Raw genomic sequence first — 16,666 nt, forward strand, 5'->3', positions numbered from 1 at the left:
GCGGATTCGGCAGGCATAACCGTGATCTGCGGCTGTTGGGAGGATCATCGCACGTCGAGTGCGGCGCGCAGTGTTCCGACGAAGGCGCCGAGGGTGGCGGGACTGGCGCCGTCGAGGATTCGTCGCATGACGGCGGCTCCGACGATCACCCCGTCGGCGACCTCGGCGGCTTCGGCCGCCTGTTCCGGGCTGGAGATGCCGAAGCCGATCAGGATGGGCAGGTCGGTGATTTGCTTGAGCCGGGTGGCGAGGGTGGCGGCCGACGGGGCGAGGCGGTCGCGTTCGCCGGTGATGCCCATGACCGAGACGGCGTAGACGAAGCCCTGGCTGCGTTTGCCGATCTCGGCCAGCCGGTCGTCCGGGGTGGCGGGGGAGGCGAGCAGGCTGACCGCGATCCCGGGGACCTGCAACTGATCCAGTTCGTCGAGGGGGAGGTCGGGCACGATCAGCCCGGTGACCCCGGCGGCCGTCAGCGCGTCCCCGAACCCCGGCCGGAGGGCGAGGTTGGCGTACGTGCTGGCCACGAGGGGGATGGTCACCGGGTCGGCGGCCACCTCGGCCAGGATCGAGCCGGGCGTCGCGCCCCGGGCGAGCGCGGCGTCCGAGGCCTCCTGGATGGTCGGACCGTCCACTGTGGGGTCAGAGAACGGCAGACCGACCTCGATCAGATCGGCCCCGGCGTCCTCGAACGCCCGCAGGTACGCCGTCCAGCCCGCGACGACGCCGCCGGTGATGTAGGGCATGAGCAGCTTCGTCACAGGTCCGCCTCCGCGATCAGGGTGGTGATGTCCTTGTCGCCCCGGCCGGAGAGGGTGACCAGGACGGTCGAGCCGCTGGGGAGGTCGGGCGTACCGGCGGCGCGGGCGACCCAGGCGAGCGCGTGCGCCGACTCGATGGCGGGCAGGATGCCCTCGGCCCGGGCCATCCGGACGGCCGCCGCGATCGCCTCGGAGTCGGACACGGTGACATAGCGGGCGCGCCCGAGATCGCGCAGGTACGCGTGTTCCGGCCCGACGCCGGGGTAGTCCAGCCCGGCCGCGATCGAGTGCGCCTCCTGGATCTGCCCGTGCTCGTCCTGGAGGAACAGCGACTGGAACCCGTGCAGTACGCCGAGCGCCCCGTGCGAGGCGCCGGAGCCGCCTTCGGCCTCGACTCCGATCAGCCGGGCGGAGGTGTCGACGAATCCGGCGAACGTGCCGGCCGCATTGCTGCCGCCGCCGACGCAGGCGACGACGTAGTCCGGAACGGCGCTCGCCAGCTCGGCTGCGCACTGCCGCCGAGCCTCGTCGCCGATGACGCGTTGGAACTCGCGGACCATCGTCGGATAGGGGTGCGGGCCGATGACCGAGCCGACGCAGTAGTACGCCTCGTCGGTGTCGGTGACCCAGTGGCGCATCGCCTCACTGGTCGCGTCCTTCAGCGTACGGCTGCCGGTGGTGACCGGAATGACCTCGGCGCCCAGCAGCCGCATCCGGAAGACGTTGTGCGCCTGGCGTTCGACGTCCCGTTCGCCCATGAACACCTTCACCGGCAGACCCAGCAACGCCCCGGCGGTGGCGGTCGCGACGCCGTGCATGCCGGCCCCGGTCTCCGCGATCAGCCGCGTACGCCCCATGCGCCGGGCCAGCAACGCCTGACCGAGGACGTTGTTGATCTTGTGTGATCCGGTGTGCGTCAGGTCTTCCCGCTTGAGCAGCACGGTCACGCCGAGTTCGGCCGACAGCCGCAGGGCCGGCGTCAGCGGAGTGGGGCGGCCCGCGTACGCCGACAGCAGCGCACTGAGGCTGCCGCGGAAGCCGGGATCGGCCCACGCCTCGGCGAACGCCTCCGCCACCGCCTGGCAGGCGGGGATGAGGGATTCCGGGATGTAGCGCCCGCCGTATTGGCCGAATCGGCCGAGCACCCCGGTGCTCGGCGATACTGTTATAGAACTCATGGAACAGTTATAGAACAGTTGAGTGCGGCGGGGCAAGCCGGTAGGTTCTCGACGTGATCTATCGGCTGTACGCCCAGCGACTGCGCTCCCGGTTGCGTCCGGAGCAACTGCCCCGGCATGTCGCGATCGTGATGGACGGCAACCGCCGCTGGGCGCGGCAGCAGGGGTTCGAGAACCCCAACATCGGTCACCGCTACGGCGCCGAGCACGTGGACGAGGTGCTGGACTGGTGCGCCGGGCTGGGCATTCCGGCCGTCACGGTCTACGTCTGCTCCGGCGACAACCTGCGCAAGCGCGACTCGGACGAGGTCGCCCACCTGATGCGCATGATCGAGGAGGTCGTCGCCGAACGGCTGCGCCACCCGGAGGGCCAGTGGCGGCTGCACGTCGCCGGCCGGCTGGACGACGTGCCCGAGTCGACGCGCGCCGCGCTGAAGCGGGCGGTCGACGAGACCCGGGACCGGGACGCGCCGTTCGACTTGACGATCGCGATCGGCTACGACGGCCGCGAGGAGATCGTCGACGCGGTCCGGTCGCTGATCGACGTGCAGGCGCGGCTCGGCGTGACCCCCGAGGAACTCGCCGAGCGGATCAGCCCGGAGGACATCGCCGCCCACCTCTACACGAGCGGCCTGCCCGATCCCGACCTCGTCATCCGGACCAGCGGCGAGATCCGGCTCTCCGGCTTCCTGATCTGGCAGGCGGCGTACTCCGAGCTGTACTTCTGCGACGTGTACTGGCCCGGGTTCCGCTACATCGACTTCCTGCGGGCGCTGCGGTCGTACGCCCGGCGGCAGCGCCGATTCGGCGCCTGACCCGTCACGCGTACGCGCGGCGCAGGCGGGCGAAGGCGCGCTCGTCGCTCGGAGCGTCCACGAAGGACTTGATCCGCTCGGCGCAGTCGCGGGGGCTCAGCTCGCTGGTGTCGACCTCGACGTCGTACACGGCGTCGCGATGCACCAGCGGATAGTGCGACTCCGCCTTGCCGATCGCGCGGTCGCCGCGGGCCGCCTCGCGTCGCTGCAACTCCGGCAGCGGGCAGTAGACCTTGACGAACACGACGTCGGCTGGGAAAAGCTCCACACACTCCCGCAGCCACGACGGCTTCCGGAGCACATGGTCCAGCACCACGTCGTTGCCGCCCTCGGCCATTCCGGCCGCTGCCCGGTGGTAGCCCGCGGCCAGCCGCTGGAGCGTCGCCTCCAGCTCGTCCGCGCTCATCGGGCGCTGGTGGCGCATCGAGTTCAGGGCGTCCACCGGCATGAAGTAGTACGGCCGGTCGAGCAGCGGCAGCAGTTCGCGGGCGATGCTCGTCTTGCCCGCGCTCGAGGTGCCGTTGAGGAGGATGATCTGGCCGGTCCGCGGGCGTTCCATGATCACGACCTTACAACTGCTACTTTTCTTGAAGTCCGTCAAGGAAGGGGAACCGATGGCCGAGCAGCCCGTCGACCGCCGTGTACGCGTACTCGGCCAGCCGGTCGACGAGTATCCGGAGGTCCCGCCGGAGGCGGCGCGGGGCGAGGTGCTCCGGGTCACCGTCGTCGGCGAGGAGATCCTTCACCGGCCCTGCCAGGACGTGACCGAGTTCGGCACCCCGGAGCTGGCGAAGCTCGTCGACGACATGTTCGCCACACAGCTCGTCGCCCAGGGCGTCGGCCTGGCGGCGAACCAGGTCGACGTCGACCTGCGGCTGTTCGTCTACGACTGCCCCGACGACGACGGCGTACGCCACGTCGGGCACATCTGCAATCCTGTGCTGGACGAGCTGCCCCCGGCCGCGCGCCGGCTGGTCGAGCACGACGAGGGCTGCCTGTCCGTTCCCGGCCCGTACGCCCCGGTGTCGCGGCCGGACCGGGCGATCGTGCGTGGCCAGGACAAGGACGGCAATCCGCTGGTCATCGAGGGCTTCGGCTACTTCGCGCGGTGCCTTCAGCACGAGACCGACCACCTCAACGGCAAGCTCTACATCGACCGCCTCGGCAGCCGTCAGCGCAAGGGCGTCCTCAAGGAGATGGAGACCCGCAAGGACGAGGTCTTCGCGCGCCGCGCCGAGAAAGCCGCCGCCCTCGGCAAGTAGCCGTGTAGAGAACCGCGCCGCGGCTCCGACCCGCTCGTGACAGCCCCTCGAAAGGAGGGGACACGAGAGGGGGAACACGATGAACGAGCACCGCGCCGGCTGGCGGGAATGGGCCGGTCTCGGCGTACTCGCGCTGCCGACGCTGCTGGTCTCGATCGACGTCTTCGTCATGTTGCTGGCCCTGCCGCACATCTCGGAGGCGCTCGGCGCCACGAGCACCCAGCAGCTCTGGATCATGGACATCTACGGGTTCATGCTCTCCGGCTTCATGATCACCATGGGTACGCTCGGCGACCGCATCGGACGGCGCAAGCTGCTCCTGATCGGCTCGGCCGCGTTCGGCCTCGCCTCGGTGCTGGCCGCGTTCTCCACCAGCCCGCTGACCCTGATCGCCTCCCGCGCCCTGCTCGGCGTGGCCGGCTCGACCCTCGCGCCCTGCGCCCTGGCCCTGATCACGGCGATGTTCCGCGATCCGAAGCAGCGCGGTCTGGCGATCGGGCTGTGGCTGGTCTGCTTCATGGGCGGGGCGGCCGTCGGGCCGGTCGTCGGCGGCGTACTCCTGGAGAACTTCTGGTGGGGCTCGGTCTTCCTGCTGGGCGTGCCGGCGATGATCCTGCTGATGATCCTCGGGCCGCTGATCCTGCCCGAGCACCGCGACGAAAGCGCGGGCCGGCTGGACTTCCGCAGCGTGGCCCTCTCCCTCGCCGCGATCCTCCCGATCGTCTACGGCCTGAAGGAACTCGCGCGTGTGGGCCCCGAGCCGATCCCGTTCCTTGCGCTGGCCGGTGGGTTCGCCTTCGGCATCGCATTCGTACGCCGGCAGCGGCGCCTCGCCGACCCGCTGCTGGATCTGCGGCTGTTCGGCAATCGTGCGTTCAGCACGGCGCTGGGCTGCATGTTCGCCGGGACGATGCTGATGGGCGCGCTGATGATGTTCATCTCGCAGCACCTGCAGCTCGTCGGCGGCCTCTCGCCGTTGCGTGCCGGGCTGTGGATGCTGCCGGGCGTGGCCGCCTCGGGGATCGCGTTCTTCGTCTCGCCGCTGCTGGCCCGGCGCATCCGGCCGGCGTACCTGATCGGCGGGGGCATCGGGCTCTCGTGCGTCGGGCTGCTCGTCCTGACGCAGGTGCCTGCCCATGCCGCGCCTGCCCTGGTGGCGATCGGGTTCGCGTTGACCAATCTGGGCGCCGGGCCGTTCGTCACGCTCGGCACGGACCTGGTCGTCGGCAACGCCCCGCCGGCGAAGGCGGGCTCGGCGGCGGCGCTCAACGAGACCAGCGGCGAGTTCGGCTTCGCGCTCGGCATCGCCCTGCTCGGCAGCCTCGCGACCGCCGTCTACCGCTCGTCCACGCCGCCGGCCGCCGGGGAGACACTGGCCGATGCCGTGCTGGGCGGTGACGGTTCGGTGATCGCGGCGGCGCGGTCGGCGTTCGTGACCGGGATGCACCTGGCGGCCCTGGTGAGCGCCGTGATCCTCGCCGGGGTGGCGGTCGCCGTCGTCTTCCTGCTCCGCCCGACGACCTCCCACTAGTTTGCCGCAGATCACGGATACGCAGCCTTCCGAGGGCGTCGCAAGCCTGCGTATCCGTGATCTGCCGGAGTAGGGTGCGGTCGTGATCAGACTCGGTGCGGTCTTCCTTCCCCAGTGGGCGCCAGAACGGCTCCGCCCGGTCGCCGAGGCGGCCGATCAGGCCGGCCTGGACGAGCTGTGGCTGTGGGAGGACTGCTTCTGGGAGAGCGGCATCGCGACGGCGTCCGCCGCACTGGCCTGGACCTCCCGGCTGACGGTCGGCGTCGGGCTGCTGCCGGTGCCGCTGCGCAACGTCGCGATCACCGCGATGGAGGTCGCCACGCTGCACCGGTTGTTCCCGGGGCGCGTACAGGTCGGGATCGGGCACGGGGTGCAGGACTGGATGGCCCAGGTCGGCGCGAAGGTCGACTCTCCCGTGACCCTGTTGCGGGAGTACCTCGACGCGCTGAAAGCGTTGCTGCGCGGGGAGACCGTGACGACCCACGGGCGGTACGTCCACCTGGACGAGGTCACTCTCGTGTGGCCCCCGGCGGATGCCTCGATCTTCGTCGGCGCGGTCGGACCCCGGACGCTGCGACTGTCCGGTTCGGACGCCGACGGCACCATCCTCACCGGCGGGACGACGCCCACGCGTACGCGCGAGGCCCGGCAGCTGATCGGAGCCGACGACAAGCCGGCCGTGGTCTACCTGCACGCGGCGGCCGGACCGGATGCCGGCGTACGCCTAGAGGCCGAACGGGTCCGCTGGGGCTACGAGTCCCTGGACGACGTGGCGGTCTTCGGGGACGCCGCCACCGTCGCGGCGGGCGTACGCCGTTGGGCCGACGCCGGGGCGACCACCGTCGTGTTGCAGCCGACGCCGGACGACCCCGATCCCGAGGGGTTCATGCGGTTCGTCGCCCGGGACGTCAAGCCCCTGCTGTAGGCGCTTTCGCGGTCCACAGCAGCGCTTTCTCCACCGCCGCCCACATCCGGCGCTGCATCTCGGCGGGGTCGTCGAGTGCGCCCGGCTCGTCGAGGAGCATCTGCAGCGCAGCCGACACCGCGCCGATGAACGCGCCGACCGTCGCGGCGGCCTCCACCGGGTTCAGCTCGTCGGCGTACGCCTGGTGCAGGTGGCCGGCGATCTCCATGAGCGAGTCGAGCTGCACCTGCAACGCCCGGCCCCGGACGGCCGGGGTGGAGTGCATCAGCTGCAGCCGTAGCTGCGCCATCGTGCCGACCATCTCGGTGTTGCCGGTGTTGACCTCGTGCAGCGTCCGGACCAGCACCTCGACCGGGCGTTCGCCCGGCTGCCGGTTGTCGATGGCGGCGATCGCCGCGGCCACGCGCAGGTCGGCCTCCGGGAAGAGCAGCTCCTCCTTGCTGGCGAAGTAGCTGAAGAACGTCCGGGTGCCGATGTCGGCCGCCGCCGAGATGTCGGCGATCGTCGTGCCGTCGTATCCGCGCTCGCTGAACAGCTCGGTGGCGGCGTCGATGATCGCCTGCCGCGTCCGCGCGCGTTTGCGTTCCCGCAGCGTCTCCATGCCGACAGCGTACTGCACCCAACGCCGATCTGCACTGGTTGCAATTCTGCACTGAGTGCAGTTATGGTCGTGGCATGACGAACCGAACCGTTCTGATCTCGGGCGCCGGCGTGGCCGGCCCCACCCTTGCGTACTGGCTGGCCCGGCACGGCTTCCAGCCGACGGTCGTGGAGCGGGCGGGCGAGCTGCGCTCCAGCGGCAACCCGATCGACGTCCGTGGACCGGCGATGACGGTGGCGAAGCGGATGGGCGTCGTCCCGGCGCTCCAGGCGGCGTCGACCGCCGTCACCGAGCTGAGCTTCGTCAACGCGACCGGCCGCCAGGTCGGGCGGATGCCGATGCCGCCGAAGTCGGAGTCGATCGAACTGCCCCGCATGGATCTCGCGACGATCCTCCTGAATGCCGCCCGTGACGAGGCCGAGTTCGTCTTCGGCGACTCGATCAAGACCCTCCAGCCGGACGCCGACGGCGTCGAGGTCACCTTCGACAAGGGCGCACCGCGCCGGTTCGACCTGGTCGTCGGGGCCGACGGCGTGCACTCGTGGACTCGGCGGCTCGTCTTCGGCGACGAGAGCCGGTTCGTCGAGCAATTGGGCATGTGGGTGGCCACGCTGGCGATCGACGGCCTCGGCCTCGATCCCCGGCAGGTGGTGATGTACAACGAGCCCAACCGGTCCCTGTCGCTGCACCCCGGCAGCGGCAAGCCGATCGCCGCCTTCATCTGGCGCGCGCCCGCCGACCCCGGCTACGACTACCGGGACGCAGCCGATCACAAGCGCCGGGTCGTCGAGGCGTACGCCGGAGCCGGATGGCGGGTGCCGGAGCTGCTGCGGCACGTACGCGAGACCGACGACCTCTACTTCGACGCCGTCGGCCGGGTCCGGCTCGACCGCTGGTCGGCCGGCCGAGTGGTGCTGCTCGGTGACGCGGCTTCCTCGGTGTCCCTGTTCGGCGACGGTTCGACGCTGGCGATGGCGGGCGCGGCGACGCTGGCCGACTCGTTGGCGGCGAACCCGGCCGACCACGAGACGGCGTTCCGGGCGTACGAGGCCGAGCACCGCAAGCTGGTCGAGCCGAAGCAGAACGGGGTCGGCATGGCGTCTACCCTGCTCGTCCCGTCGACGCGGCTGGCCATCACCCTCCGCAACACCGCGTCCAAAGTTCTGGCCGCGGTGCGCCGTTGATCATGGTGTCTCCATCCTCGCCACGCCGTCGAGACCACGGTTAACTCCATGATCAACGAGAACGGCGGCGGGGGTGGGGTGGGTGGGTGGCAGGGGTGGGGCTTGGCGGGCGAGCCAGGCGGGGATCATGTCGCCGGGCATCGGCCGGGCCACCAGGAACCCCTGGGCCAGCGTGCACCCGGTGCCGGCCAGCATCTGCCGGGTGTACTCGTTCTCCACGCCCTCGGCCACCGCCCGCAGTCCGAGGGCCCGGGCGAGTTCCACAGTAGAGCGGACGATCGCCGCGTCGTCGCTGTTGCGGGCCATGCCGCCGACGAACGACTGGTCGATCTTGATCTCGGTCAGCGGCAGCTTCCGCAGGTGCTGCAACGAGGAGTAACCGGTGCCGAAGTCGTCGAGGGCCACCCCGACGCCCAGCGCGGCCAGCCGTTCCACTGTGGCGTGCGCGCGCGAGGCGTCCGACATGAGGGCGCTCTCGGTGATCTCCACCTGGATCAGCTCCGGCGGTACGCCGTGCAGCGCGAGCCGGCGGGCGAGCTGGTCGACGATCTCGCCGCCGTGCAGATCCCGGGCGCTGACGTTGAGCGACGCCCGCAGGTTCAGCCCGTCGGCCCGCCACTGGGCGACCTGCTGCACCACCTCGTCGATGACCCGTGTGGTCAGCAGCTGCATGACCGCGGTGTGCTCGGCGACCTGGAGGAGTTCGGCGGTGGGGACCGGGCCCCGCCCCGGGTGCCGCCAGCGCAGCAGCGCCTCGACGCCGATCGGCTCGCCGGTCGTCAGCGACACCTGCGGCTGGTAGTGCAGGGTCACCTGCTCGCGCTTGGTCTCCAGGGCCTGCCGGAAGTCGGTGAGCAGACCGAGCTGCTGCGGGCTGGTGTGCCCCGACGCCGGGTCGTAGACGGCGGCGGTGTCGCCGCGCCGCTTCGCCTCGTACATCGCGAGGTCGGCGTGCCGCATCAGGGTCGCGAAGTCCTCGCCGTGCTGCGGGTAGACCGCGATCCCGACCGACCCCGTGATATCGATCGGCAGCCCGTCCAGCCGCAGCGGCTCGGCGAGCGCGGCCAGCAGCCGCCCCGCGATCAGCTCGGCCTGGGTGACGTCGTGCAGGTTCGTGGCCAGTATCGCGAACTCGTCGCCACCGAGCCGCCCGATCACCCCGTCGACCGGCTCTTCGCGCTGGAGCCGCTGCGCGACCGACACCAGCAGCCGGTCGCCGACCTCGTGCCCCAGCGCGTCGTTGACGTGCTTGAACCGGTCGAGGTCCAGCATCAGCAGCGCGATGTGCGGTCCCTCGCGGGTGGCCACCATGTCGGTGAAGCGGCGCTGCAACGCCCGCCGGTTGGCCAGGCCGGTGAGCGGGTCGACCCGCGCCACCCGGGCACGCTCGGCCGACAGCCGCGCCATCCGCTGGACGGCGTACAGGGGGACGAAGATCAGCAGGACGAACGCCTCGTTGATGTGCGCCGCCACGGCCAGCACCGGGCTCAGCAACAACAGCGACGCCTTGAACAGGGTCTGATAAGGCAGGCTCTCGGTCACCCGGCGTGAGCGGGCCGGTCCCAGCCGCAGGCGGGCCGCGATCCAGACCATCAAGTTGTACGCCAAGAGCCAGGCCAGCGCCGATCCCGCGATGGTGACCGCGTCCCCGAGGCGTTCCGCCGTCGCGGTCTTGTGGAACGGGTCGGGATCGCCGATCACGATCACCAGGTACGCCGCTCCTAATGCGACGGCGTACTCCCCGGCGACCAGGGCCGCCTGGCCCATCGTGTGTTTGAGCTTGGTCGCCACCACGAAGACGGCGATCGACTGCGCGACGATCGCCGGTCCGAGTCCCCAGCACAGCAGGATCGCGAAGCTGAAACAGAGGCTGGGACACACGACCGCGGTGTAGAGCCGGTCGCCCGCGACGAACGCCGACGCGGCCGCGAGCACGCAGAGCCCGGTCATCAGCCAGCAGGCCGGCGTCGTCGCGTACGCGGAGACCGCTTGACCCACGTGTGTCGTGAGCAGAGCTGTCGCCGCCCCGACGACCACCACGACGAACCAGCCGTAGAGCCGGGGCCGCGCCGGACGCCGATTCCTGGGCATAGTCAGCGCTACCACCGAACCCCCTCAACCGGTGTGCCGCCCAACATGTCCGGAAAGCGTAGCTCAGACCATCCGTCGAGAATAGGGGTATTGATTCGGACATTGGCGCTTGTAACGCGACGGCGCCGGACCTTTCACCAAGGTCCGGCGCCGTACTCCTCCTCCCACCGGAGGGCTTCGTCACAAAGGAATCACTGACTGATCGCCGTGATCAGACCCTCGTGAGCCGAACCGCGTCGGCGATCACGTATCCGGTGCCCGAAGTCCACCGGCTGACGGCCACCGCGTTGTAATCGCCGGCGTTGAACGTGTACGTCCCCAGGTTGACCCAGGTTCCGCCGTTGGCCTGCTGGCTTATGTTGACGCTTTGATTACCCGACGCGGTCACCATGACGAACGGTGTGGAGTTGTTGTATCCGGATAGGGCTGGATAATAGGTCTCCACTTTGTACGTGGCGGTCGCCGGGATGTTGAACTTGTACCAGGCGGCGTCGGAGATCGCCTCCGGGTTGGCGAACCGGTAGTCCGCGCCGTACCGCTGCGCGGAGTAGGTCGAGGTGCCCCAGTTCGCCGAGGCGGTGAACCGGCCCGACGTGGTGTTGTCCACGACCTGCTGCCAGGACGGCGGCGTCGACCCGTTCACGTAGGACATGAACGTGGACCAGTTCCAGTAGGACCCGGGGTCGGTGTGCGTCGCGCCCGGCACCTCGTTGTGACCGATGATGTGCGCCCGGTCCTTCGGGATGCCGTACTTGTCGCAGAGGTAGCGCACCAGGTTCGCCGACGCCTGGTACATCGCGGCGCTGGTCCAGTTCGGGTCGTCGATGAAGCCCTCGTGCTCGATGCCGATCGACTGGGTGTTGTAGGTCCAGTTGCCGGCGTGCCAGGCGATGTCCTTGTCCCGGACCGTCTGGGTCACCGCGCCGCCCTTGGAAACGACGTAGTGCGCGCTGACGCCGGCCGACGCGTTCTGGAACCAGTTGATCGTGCCGGAGTAGGACCCCTGCGCGGTGTGGATGACGATGTAGTTGATCGGATAACTGGACTCACGGCTCGACGCGGTGTAGTTGCTCGTGCTCGCCGGAACCCAAGCCGCCGCTGGATAGTCGGTGCTCGCGTGCGCGACGCCGGGGGCCACCAGTACGGTGCCGAGCCCGACGGCGAGGGTGCCGACGGCGGTGGCCGCTCGGCGGAGAAGGGACAGCTGGGCCACAAGTCCTCCTGGGGGTAAGGCCGGAGCTTGCATGAGTGATGAGAAATACTCAGACATGTCGAAGTCTTCTGTCAAGGCTTAACGGGAACTTCTCCTGAGGCGTGAGTGATTAACCGCAGATTTCCCGGCGGTAAGGTGTCGAGGAAGCGGTCCCGGCTCCGACCCCCTCGTGAGACCGCCGAACCACGGCGTACGCGCGAACGAGGAGAGACCGTGAAGTATCTGCTGATCATCACCATGAACCCGACCGTGTTCGAGACGCTGTCGGAGGCCGACCGGGAAGCCGTCTTCGCCGGGCACGACGCCCTGATCAAGGAGCTGAACGAGACCGGGGAGATGGTCGGGTTCGCCGCGCTCGCCGATCCGTCGGCGACCAAGACCGTCCGCGTACGCGACGGCGTGCCGGCCGTCACCGACGGGCCGTACGTCGAGGCGAAGGAGTTCCTGGCCGGCTACTACATGGTCGACTGCGAATCGACCGAGCGGGCGGTCGAGCTGGCTGCCAAGATCCCCGACGCCACCTTCAACGCCATCGAGGTCCGGCCGCTCATGGAGCCCGGCGGGCTGGAGATGTGACGGTTCCCGCCGCCGCCGAGGACCTGCTGCGCCGGTTGACGCCGCAGGTCCTCGGCGTGGTCGCCCGCCGCTACGGCGACTTCGCCGAGGCCGAGGACGCCGTCCAGGAGGCGTTGCTGGCGGCCACGCTGCAATGGCCGGAGCAGGGCGTACCGGAGAATCCGAAGGCGTGGCTGGTGACGGTCGCGTCGCGCCGGATGACGGACCAGATTCGCAGTGAGTCGGCCCGGCGCCGCCGTGAGGAGGCCGTGTACGCCCAGTCGCCGCCGGACGAGCTGGTCGCGGCGGCCGCCGACGAGGTGACCGAGCACCGCGACGACACCCTCATGCTGCTGCTGTTGTGCTGCCATCCGGCGCTCTCCCCGCCGTCCCAGCTGGCCCTCACCCTCCGGGCGGTCGGCGGCCTGACCACGGCCGAGATCGCCGGGGCCTTCCTGGTGCCCGAGGCGACCATGGCGCAGCGCATCAGCCGGGCCAAACAGAAGATCAAGTCGGCCGGCAGCACCTTCCAGGCTCCGCCCGCCCACGAGGTGCCCGAGCGCATGCGGGTCGTCCTGCACGTGCTCTACCTGATGTTCAACGAGGGGTACGCCGCGACCTCCGGCCCGGACCTCCTGCGGGCCGAGCTGACCGGGGAGGCGATCCGGCTCACCCGGGCCTTGCACCAGATCCGGCCCGACGACGGCGAAGTCGCCGGGCTGCTCGCGTTGATGCTGCTCACCGAGGCTCGGCGCGGTGCGCGTACGGGGCCGGACGGGGATCTGATCCCGCTGGCCGAACAGGACCGGGGCAAGTGGGACGCCGAGCGCATCGCCGAGGGCGTCGACCTCGTCACGCGTACGCTCGCCGCCGCCCGGATCGGCCCGTATCAGGTGCAGGCGGCGATCGCGGCGGTCCACGACGAGGCGCCCCGGGCCGAGGACACCGATTGGAAGCAGATCCTGTCGCTGTACCAGCTGCTCGACGTGCTCGCCCCGAATCCGGTCGTCCTGCTCAACCAGGCGGTCGCGGCGGCCATGGTGCACGGTCCCGAAGCGGGCCTCGCCCTGCTCGACCGCCTCGCCGAGGACGAGCGGCTGACGGGCCACCACCGGCTGGCCGCCGTCCGGGCGCACCTGCTCGAAATGGCCGGCGACGACGACGGCGCGCGCTCGGCGTACCAGTTGGCGGCGAAACGCACGACGAGCCTGCCGGAGCGCCGCTATCTGGAGTCGCGCGTGGCTCGCCTGGGCGGCCGCTGACCGTGCGTTTCCCGTGTTCCGGCCCGGGTAATCCCGGACGGTGACCGATGTGCAGCCGCCACCGCCGGACGCCGGGCCGGCGGGGCCGACGAAACTGGGACGGGGTCGTCTGTTCGCCGCGCTGAAGCGCGTCGCGAAGGAGTTCTCCGACGACCACCTGACCGTGTGGGCTGCCGCCTTGACCTACTACGGCGTGCTGTCGTTGTTCCCGGGGCTGCTGGCATTGGTCGCCGGGCTGGGGCTGATCAGCGACTACGCCTTCCAGCGCATGCTGACCGAGGTGCTGCCGCTGGTGCCGGCGGGTGCGCGCGACATCGTCACAGGGGCCGCCGACACGGTACGCCAGGGGCAGGGCCGGGCCGGGCTCGCCGCCGTGCTGGGAGTCGGCATCGCGATCTGGTCGGCGTCGGGCTACATCGGCGCGTTCATGCAAGCCTCGAACGTCATCTACGACGTACGCGAGGGCCGGCCGATCTGGAAGACGCTGCCGATCCGGCTCGCCGTGACGATCGTGATCGGCGTCCTGCTCATCGCCAGCATCCTGATCGTGGTGCTCAGCGGCCAGGTCGCCACCCGGCTCGGCGAGGTGCTCGGGCTCGGCTCGGCCTCGGTGACCGCCTGGAACATCGCGAAGTGGCCGGTGCTGGTGGTCCTGGTCGCGCTGATGTTCGCGATCCTCTACTGGGCCTCGCCGAACGCCCGGCAAGGCGGGTTCCGGTGGATCAGCCCCGGCGGCTTCCTGGCGGTGCTCCTCTGGATTCTCGCATCTGTCCTGTTCGGACTGTATGCGGCGAACTTCGGCTCCTACAACAAGACGTACGGGGCATTGGGCGGCGTCGTGGTCTTCCTGATCTGGCTCTGGCTCAGCAATCTGGCCATCCTGATCGGCGCCGAGCTGGACGCCGAACTCGAGCGCGGCCGGGCCATCGCCGCCGGGCATCCTGCGGACAAGGAGCCCTACCTCCAGCTCCGGGACACCCGCAAACTTCGCTGACCTGCTTTCTTTATTGCTTATATTGACTGTCTTACGAAGTGGGCAATAGCCTTCAGTCGATCGTTCGGTTCCTGCCGTCCCACCGGAAGGATTCCCCCCAATGAACGTTCGGCTTCGACGCGGGCTGGCCACGGCGGCCACCGGCGTCTTGATTCTCGGACTGGCGCCCGCCACCCCGGCGGCCGCCGCACCCTCCTATCGCGACTCCCGGCTGCCGGTGAGCCAGCGCGTCAAGGACCTGCTGGCCCGCATGACGCTGGAGGAGAAGATCGGCCAGATGACGCAGGCCGAGCGGGCCGCCGTCGCGAGCGATCCGACGCTGGTCGCGCAGTGGCAGCTCGGCTCGGTCCTGTCCGGCGGTGGCTCGACGCCGGCCGGCAACACGCCCGAGGACTGGGTCGCGATGGTCAACGAGTTCCAGGCCCAGGCGCTGAGCACCCGGCTCGGCATCCCGATGATCTACGGCATCGACGCCGTGCACGGCCATGGCAACGTCTACGGCGCCACCGTCTTCCCGCACAACATCGGCCTCGGTGCGACCCGCGATCCCGCGCTGGTCGAGCGGATCGGGCACGCCAACGCCGAGGAGGTCCGGGCGACCGGCATCCCGTGGAGCTTCTCCCCGTGCATCTGCGTCACCCGGGACGAGCGCTGGGGCCGGTCCTACGAGTCCTTCGGCGAGGACCCGGCACTGGTCGTGCGGATGGGCACGATGATCGACGGCCAGCAGGGGCACAGCGTCTCCCAGCTCGCCAGCGACGATCGCGTACTGTCCACCGCCAAGCACTTCGCCGGTGACGGCGACACCGAGTACGACGCCGCCGTGGCCGCCGCGAACCTGGGCAAGCCGTGGTGGGAGCAGCGCTACACCATCGACCAAGGCGTCACGGTCACGAGCCGGTCCGACTTCGCCAAGATCGACCTCGCGCCCTACGTGGTCGCCGTCGGCAAGTACGACGTCGGCACGGTCATGCCGTCGTTCTCCAGTGTGGACTGGACTGAGGACGGCGTCGGCAATCCGCTGAAGATGCACGCCCACCAAGAGCTGCTCACCGGATACCTCAAGGGCAAGCTCGGCTTCGACGGGTTCGTGATCTCCGACTGGGAGGGCATCCACCAGATCCCCGACCCGGCCGAGCCGGCCAACGGCGGGCTCACCGCGTACAAGGTGCGTACGGGGGTCAACGCCGGCATCGACATGTTCATGGAGCCCAACTCGGCCCCGCAGTTCGAGCAGCTGCTGCTGGCCGAGGTCACCGCCGGGAACGTCAGCGTGGCTCGGATCGACGACGCGGTCTCCCGCATCCTGCGCAAGAAGTTCGAGCTGGGCCTGTTCGAGCACCCGTACGCGAGCCTCGACAACGTGGTGCGGGTCGGCAGCGCCGCACACCGGGCACTGGCCCGCCAGGCGGTCGCCGAGTCGCAGGTGCTGCTGAAGAACTCCGGCAGGGCGCTGCCGATCCGGAAGTCGGCCAAGGTCTACGTCGCCGGGCGCAACGCCGACGACATCGGCAACCAGGCCGGCGGCTGGACCATCAGCTGGCAGGGCAACTCCGGGGCCAACACGCCGGGCACCACCATCCTCGACGGCATCCGCTCGGTGGCGTCGGACGTGGCCTACAGCGCGGACGCCTCGGCCCCGACCGACGGCGCCGACGTCGGCATCGTGGTCGTCGGCGAGACCCCCTACGCCGAAGGCTACGGCGACGTCGGCGGCCCCGAATGCGGCTGGTGCACCGTTCCGCAGCAGGAGGAGAAGTCGCTGTCGTTGCAGCCCGCTGACAAGGCCGCGATCGACAAGGTGTGCGCCGCCATCGCCACCTGCGTCGTCGTGATCGTCTCCGGGCGTACGCAGCTCGTGACGGACCAGCTCGGCGAGATGGACGCACTGGTCGCCGGGTGGCTGCCGGGCAGCGAAGGCGGCGGCGTGGCGGACGTCCTGTTCGGCCGCAAGCCGTTCACCGGACGGCTCCCGGTGAGCTGGCCGGCCTCGGCCGACCAGGTGCCGATCAACGTCGGCGACGCGACCTATGAACCGCTCTTCCCGTACGGCTGGGGACTGCGTACGGCGACGCCGGGCGACTCGTTGGACGCGTTGCGGGCGGTCGCGCAGAACGCGGTGATCGCCGGGCGGGCCCGGCCGGGGTGGCAGAAGCTCATCGCCGACGCCGAGCACGCGGCTCAGTCCGGTGACACGGTGACGGCGGTGCGGCTGCTGGCGCGGGTTCCCCGCTAGCGGTTCCTGCAGATCGCGGATGTCCATGCCTTCGCGGCACTCGGAGGCATGGACATCCGTG

The 16,666-nt window shown here is 70.1% G+C and carries 15 protein-coding genes; 9 read left to right on the forward strand and 6 right to left on the reverse strand.

Annotated features, from left to right (window positions below; translation table 11 throughout):
* Nucleotides 1–44: 44 nt before the first annotated feature.
* Together trpA and trpB are read right to left on the reverse strand one after the other, a co-directional pair.
* The gene (gene trpA, locus HDA40_RS30700) at nt 45–758 is read right to left on the reverse strand and encodes a tryptophan synthase subunit alpha (RefSeq protein ID WP_308197783.1); all 714 of its coding nucleotides are present in this window, start codon (nt 756–758) and stop codon (nt 45–47) included.
* On the reverse strand, nt 755–1,936 hold the full coding sequence (trpB, locus tag HDA40_RS30705) for a tryptophan synthase subunit beta (RefSeq protein ID WP_253761289.1): 1,182 nt from the start codon (nt 1,934–1,936) through the stop codon (nt 755–757). Before trpB ends, trpA begins: the two co-directional genes overlap by 4 nt.
* 53 nt (nt 1,937–1,989) lie before the next feature.
* Here trpB and uppS point away from each other — a divergent pair, with 53 nt between their 5' ends.
* Nucleotides 1,990–2,751 (forward strand): polyprenyl diphosphate synthase, encoded by a 762-nt coding sequence (gene uppS / locus HDA40_RS30710; RefSeq protein WP_253761290.1) that lies wholly within the window; start codon nt 1,990–1,992, stop codon nt 2,749–2,751.
* A 4-nt stretch (nt 2,752–2,755) separates the two neighbouring features.
* On the opposite strand, the gene HDA40_RS30715 is transcribed toward uppS, so the two are convergent.
* The gene (locus HDA40_RS30715; protein WP_253761291.1) at nt 2,756–3,310 is read right to left on the reverse strand and encodes a chloramphenicol phosphotransferase CPT family protein; all 555 of its coding nucleotides are present in this window, start codon (nt 3,308–3,310) and stop codon (nt 2,756–2,758) included.
* Nucleotides 3,311–3,365: 55 nt separating this feature from the next.
* On the opposite strand from HDA40_RS30715, the gene def reads away from it, so the two are divergent.
* From def to HDA40_RS30730, 3 genes are all read left to right on the forward strand, one after another.
* The gene (gene def, locus HDA40_RS30720) at nt 3,366–4,013 is read left to right on the forward strand and encodes a peptide deformylase (protein ID WP_253761292.1); all 648 of its coding nucleotides are present in this window, start codon (nt 3,366–3,368) and stop codon (nt 4,011–4,013) included.
* Between the two features lie 79 nt (nt 4,014–4,092).
* Nucleotides 4,093–5,544: an MFS transporter gene (locus HDA40_RS30725; RefSeq protein WP_253761293.1), complete on the forward strand. Its 1,452-nt coding sequence runs from the start codon at nt 4,093–4,095 to the stop codon at nt 5,542–5,544.
* A gap of 82 nt (nt 5,545–5,626) precedes the next feature.
* The gene (locus HDA40_RS30730) at nt 5,627–6,469 is read left to right on the forward strand and encodes an LLM class flavin-dependent oxidoreductase (protein ID WP_253761294.1); all 843 of its coding nucleotides are present in this window, start codon (nt 5,627–5,629) and stop codon (nt 6,467–6,469) included.
* On the opposite strand, the gene HDA40_RS30735 is transcribed toward HDA40_RS30730, so the two are convergent.
* Nucleotides 6,453–7,070: a TetR/AcrR family transcriptional regulator gene (locus HDA40_RS30735; protein ID WP_253761295.1), complete on the reverse strand. Its 618-nt coding sequence runs from the start codon at nt 7,068–7,070 to the stop codon at nt 6,453–6,455. The two genes, HDA40_RS30730 and HDA40_RS30735, sit on opposite strands and share 17 nt — an antisense overlap.
* A gap of 74 nt (nt 7,071–7,144) precedes the next feature.
* On the opposite strand from HDA40_RS30735, the gene HDA40_RS30740 reads away from it, so the two are divergent.
* Nucleotides 7,145–8,254 (forward strand): FAD-dependent monooxygenase, encoded by a 1,110-nt coding sequence (locus HDA40_RS30740; RefSeq protein WP_253761296.1) that lies wholly within the window; start codon nt 7,145–7,147, stop codon nt 8,252–8,254.
* On the opposite strand, the gene HDA40_RS30745 is transcribed toward HDA40_RS30740, so the two are convergent.
* Nucleotides 8,255–10,360, reverse strand: a complete 2,106-nt coding sequence (locus HDA40_RS30745) for a putative bifunctional diguanylate cyclase/phosphodiesterase (RefSeq protein WP_253761297.1) — start codon at nt 10,358–10,360, stop codon at nt 8,255–8,257. It lies immediately after the preceding gene.
* Nucleotides 10,361–10,556: 196 nt separating this feature from the next.
* Nucleotides 10,557–11,558 carry a golvesin C-terminal-like domain-containing protein gene (locus HDA40_RS30750; RefSeq protein ID WP_253761298.1) on the reverse strand — a complete coding sequence of 334 codons (1,002 nt, stop codon included), beginning with the start codon at nt 11,556–11,558 and terminating at the stop codon, nt 10,557–10,559.
* A gap of 213 nt (nt 11,559–11,771) precedes the next feature.
* On the opposite strand from HDA40_RS30750, the gene HDA40_RS30755 reads away from it, so the two are divergent.
* From HDA40_RS30755 to HDA40_RS30770, 4 genes are all read left to right on the forward strand, one after another.
* Nucleotides 11,772–12,134: a YciI family protein gene (locus HDA40_RS30755; RefSeq protein ID WP_253761299.1), complete on the forward strand. Its 363-nt coding sequence runs from the start codon at nt 11,772–11,774 to the stop codon at nt 12,132–12,134.
* A complete protein-coding gene (locus HDA40_RS30760) occupies nt 12,131–13,375 on the forward strand; it encodes an RNA polymerase sigma factor (RefSeq protein ID WP_253761300.1) in 1,245 nt (414 codons plus the stop codon). Before HDA40_RS30755 ends, HDA40_RS30760 begins: the two co-directional genes overlap by 4 nt.
* A 40-nt stretch (nt 13,376–13,415) precedes the next feature.
* On the forward strand, nt 13,416–14,369 hold the full coding sequence (locus HDA40_RS30765; protein WP_253761301.1) for a YihY/virulence factor BrkB family protein: 954 nt from the start codon (nt 13,416–13,418) through the stop codon (nt 14,367–14,369).
* 100 nt (nt 14,370–14,469) lie between these two features.
* Nucleotides 14,470–16,605, forward strand: coding sequence for a glycoside hydrolase family 3 protein (locus tag HDA40_RS30770; protein WP_253761302.1), 2,136 nt, complete (start codon nt 14,470–14,472; stop codon nt 16,603–16,605).
* The last annotated feature ends 61 nt before the right edge of the window (nt 16,606–16,666 follow it).

It is taken from the genome of Hamadaea flava, assembly GCF_024172085.1.
In the GTDB taxonomy this organism is placed as follows: Bacteria; Actinomycetota; Actinomycetes; order Mycobacteriales; family Micromonosporaceae; genus Hamadaea; species Hamadaea flava.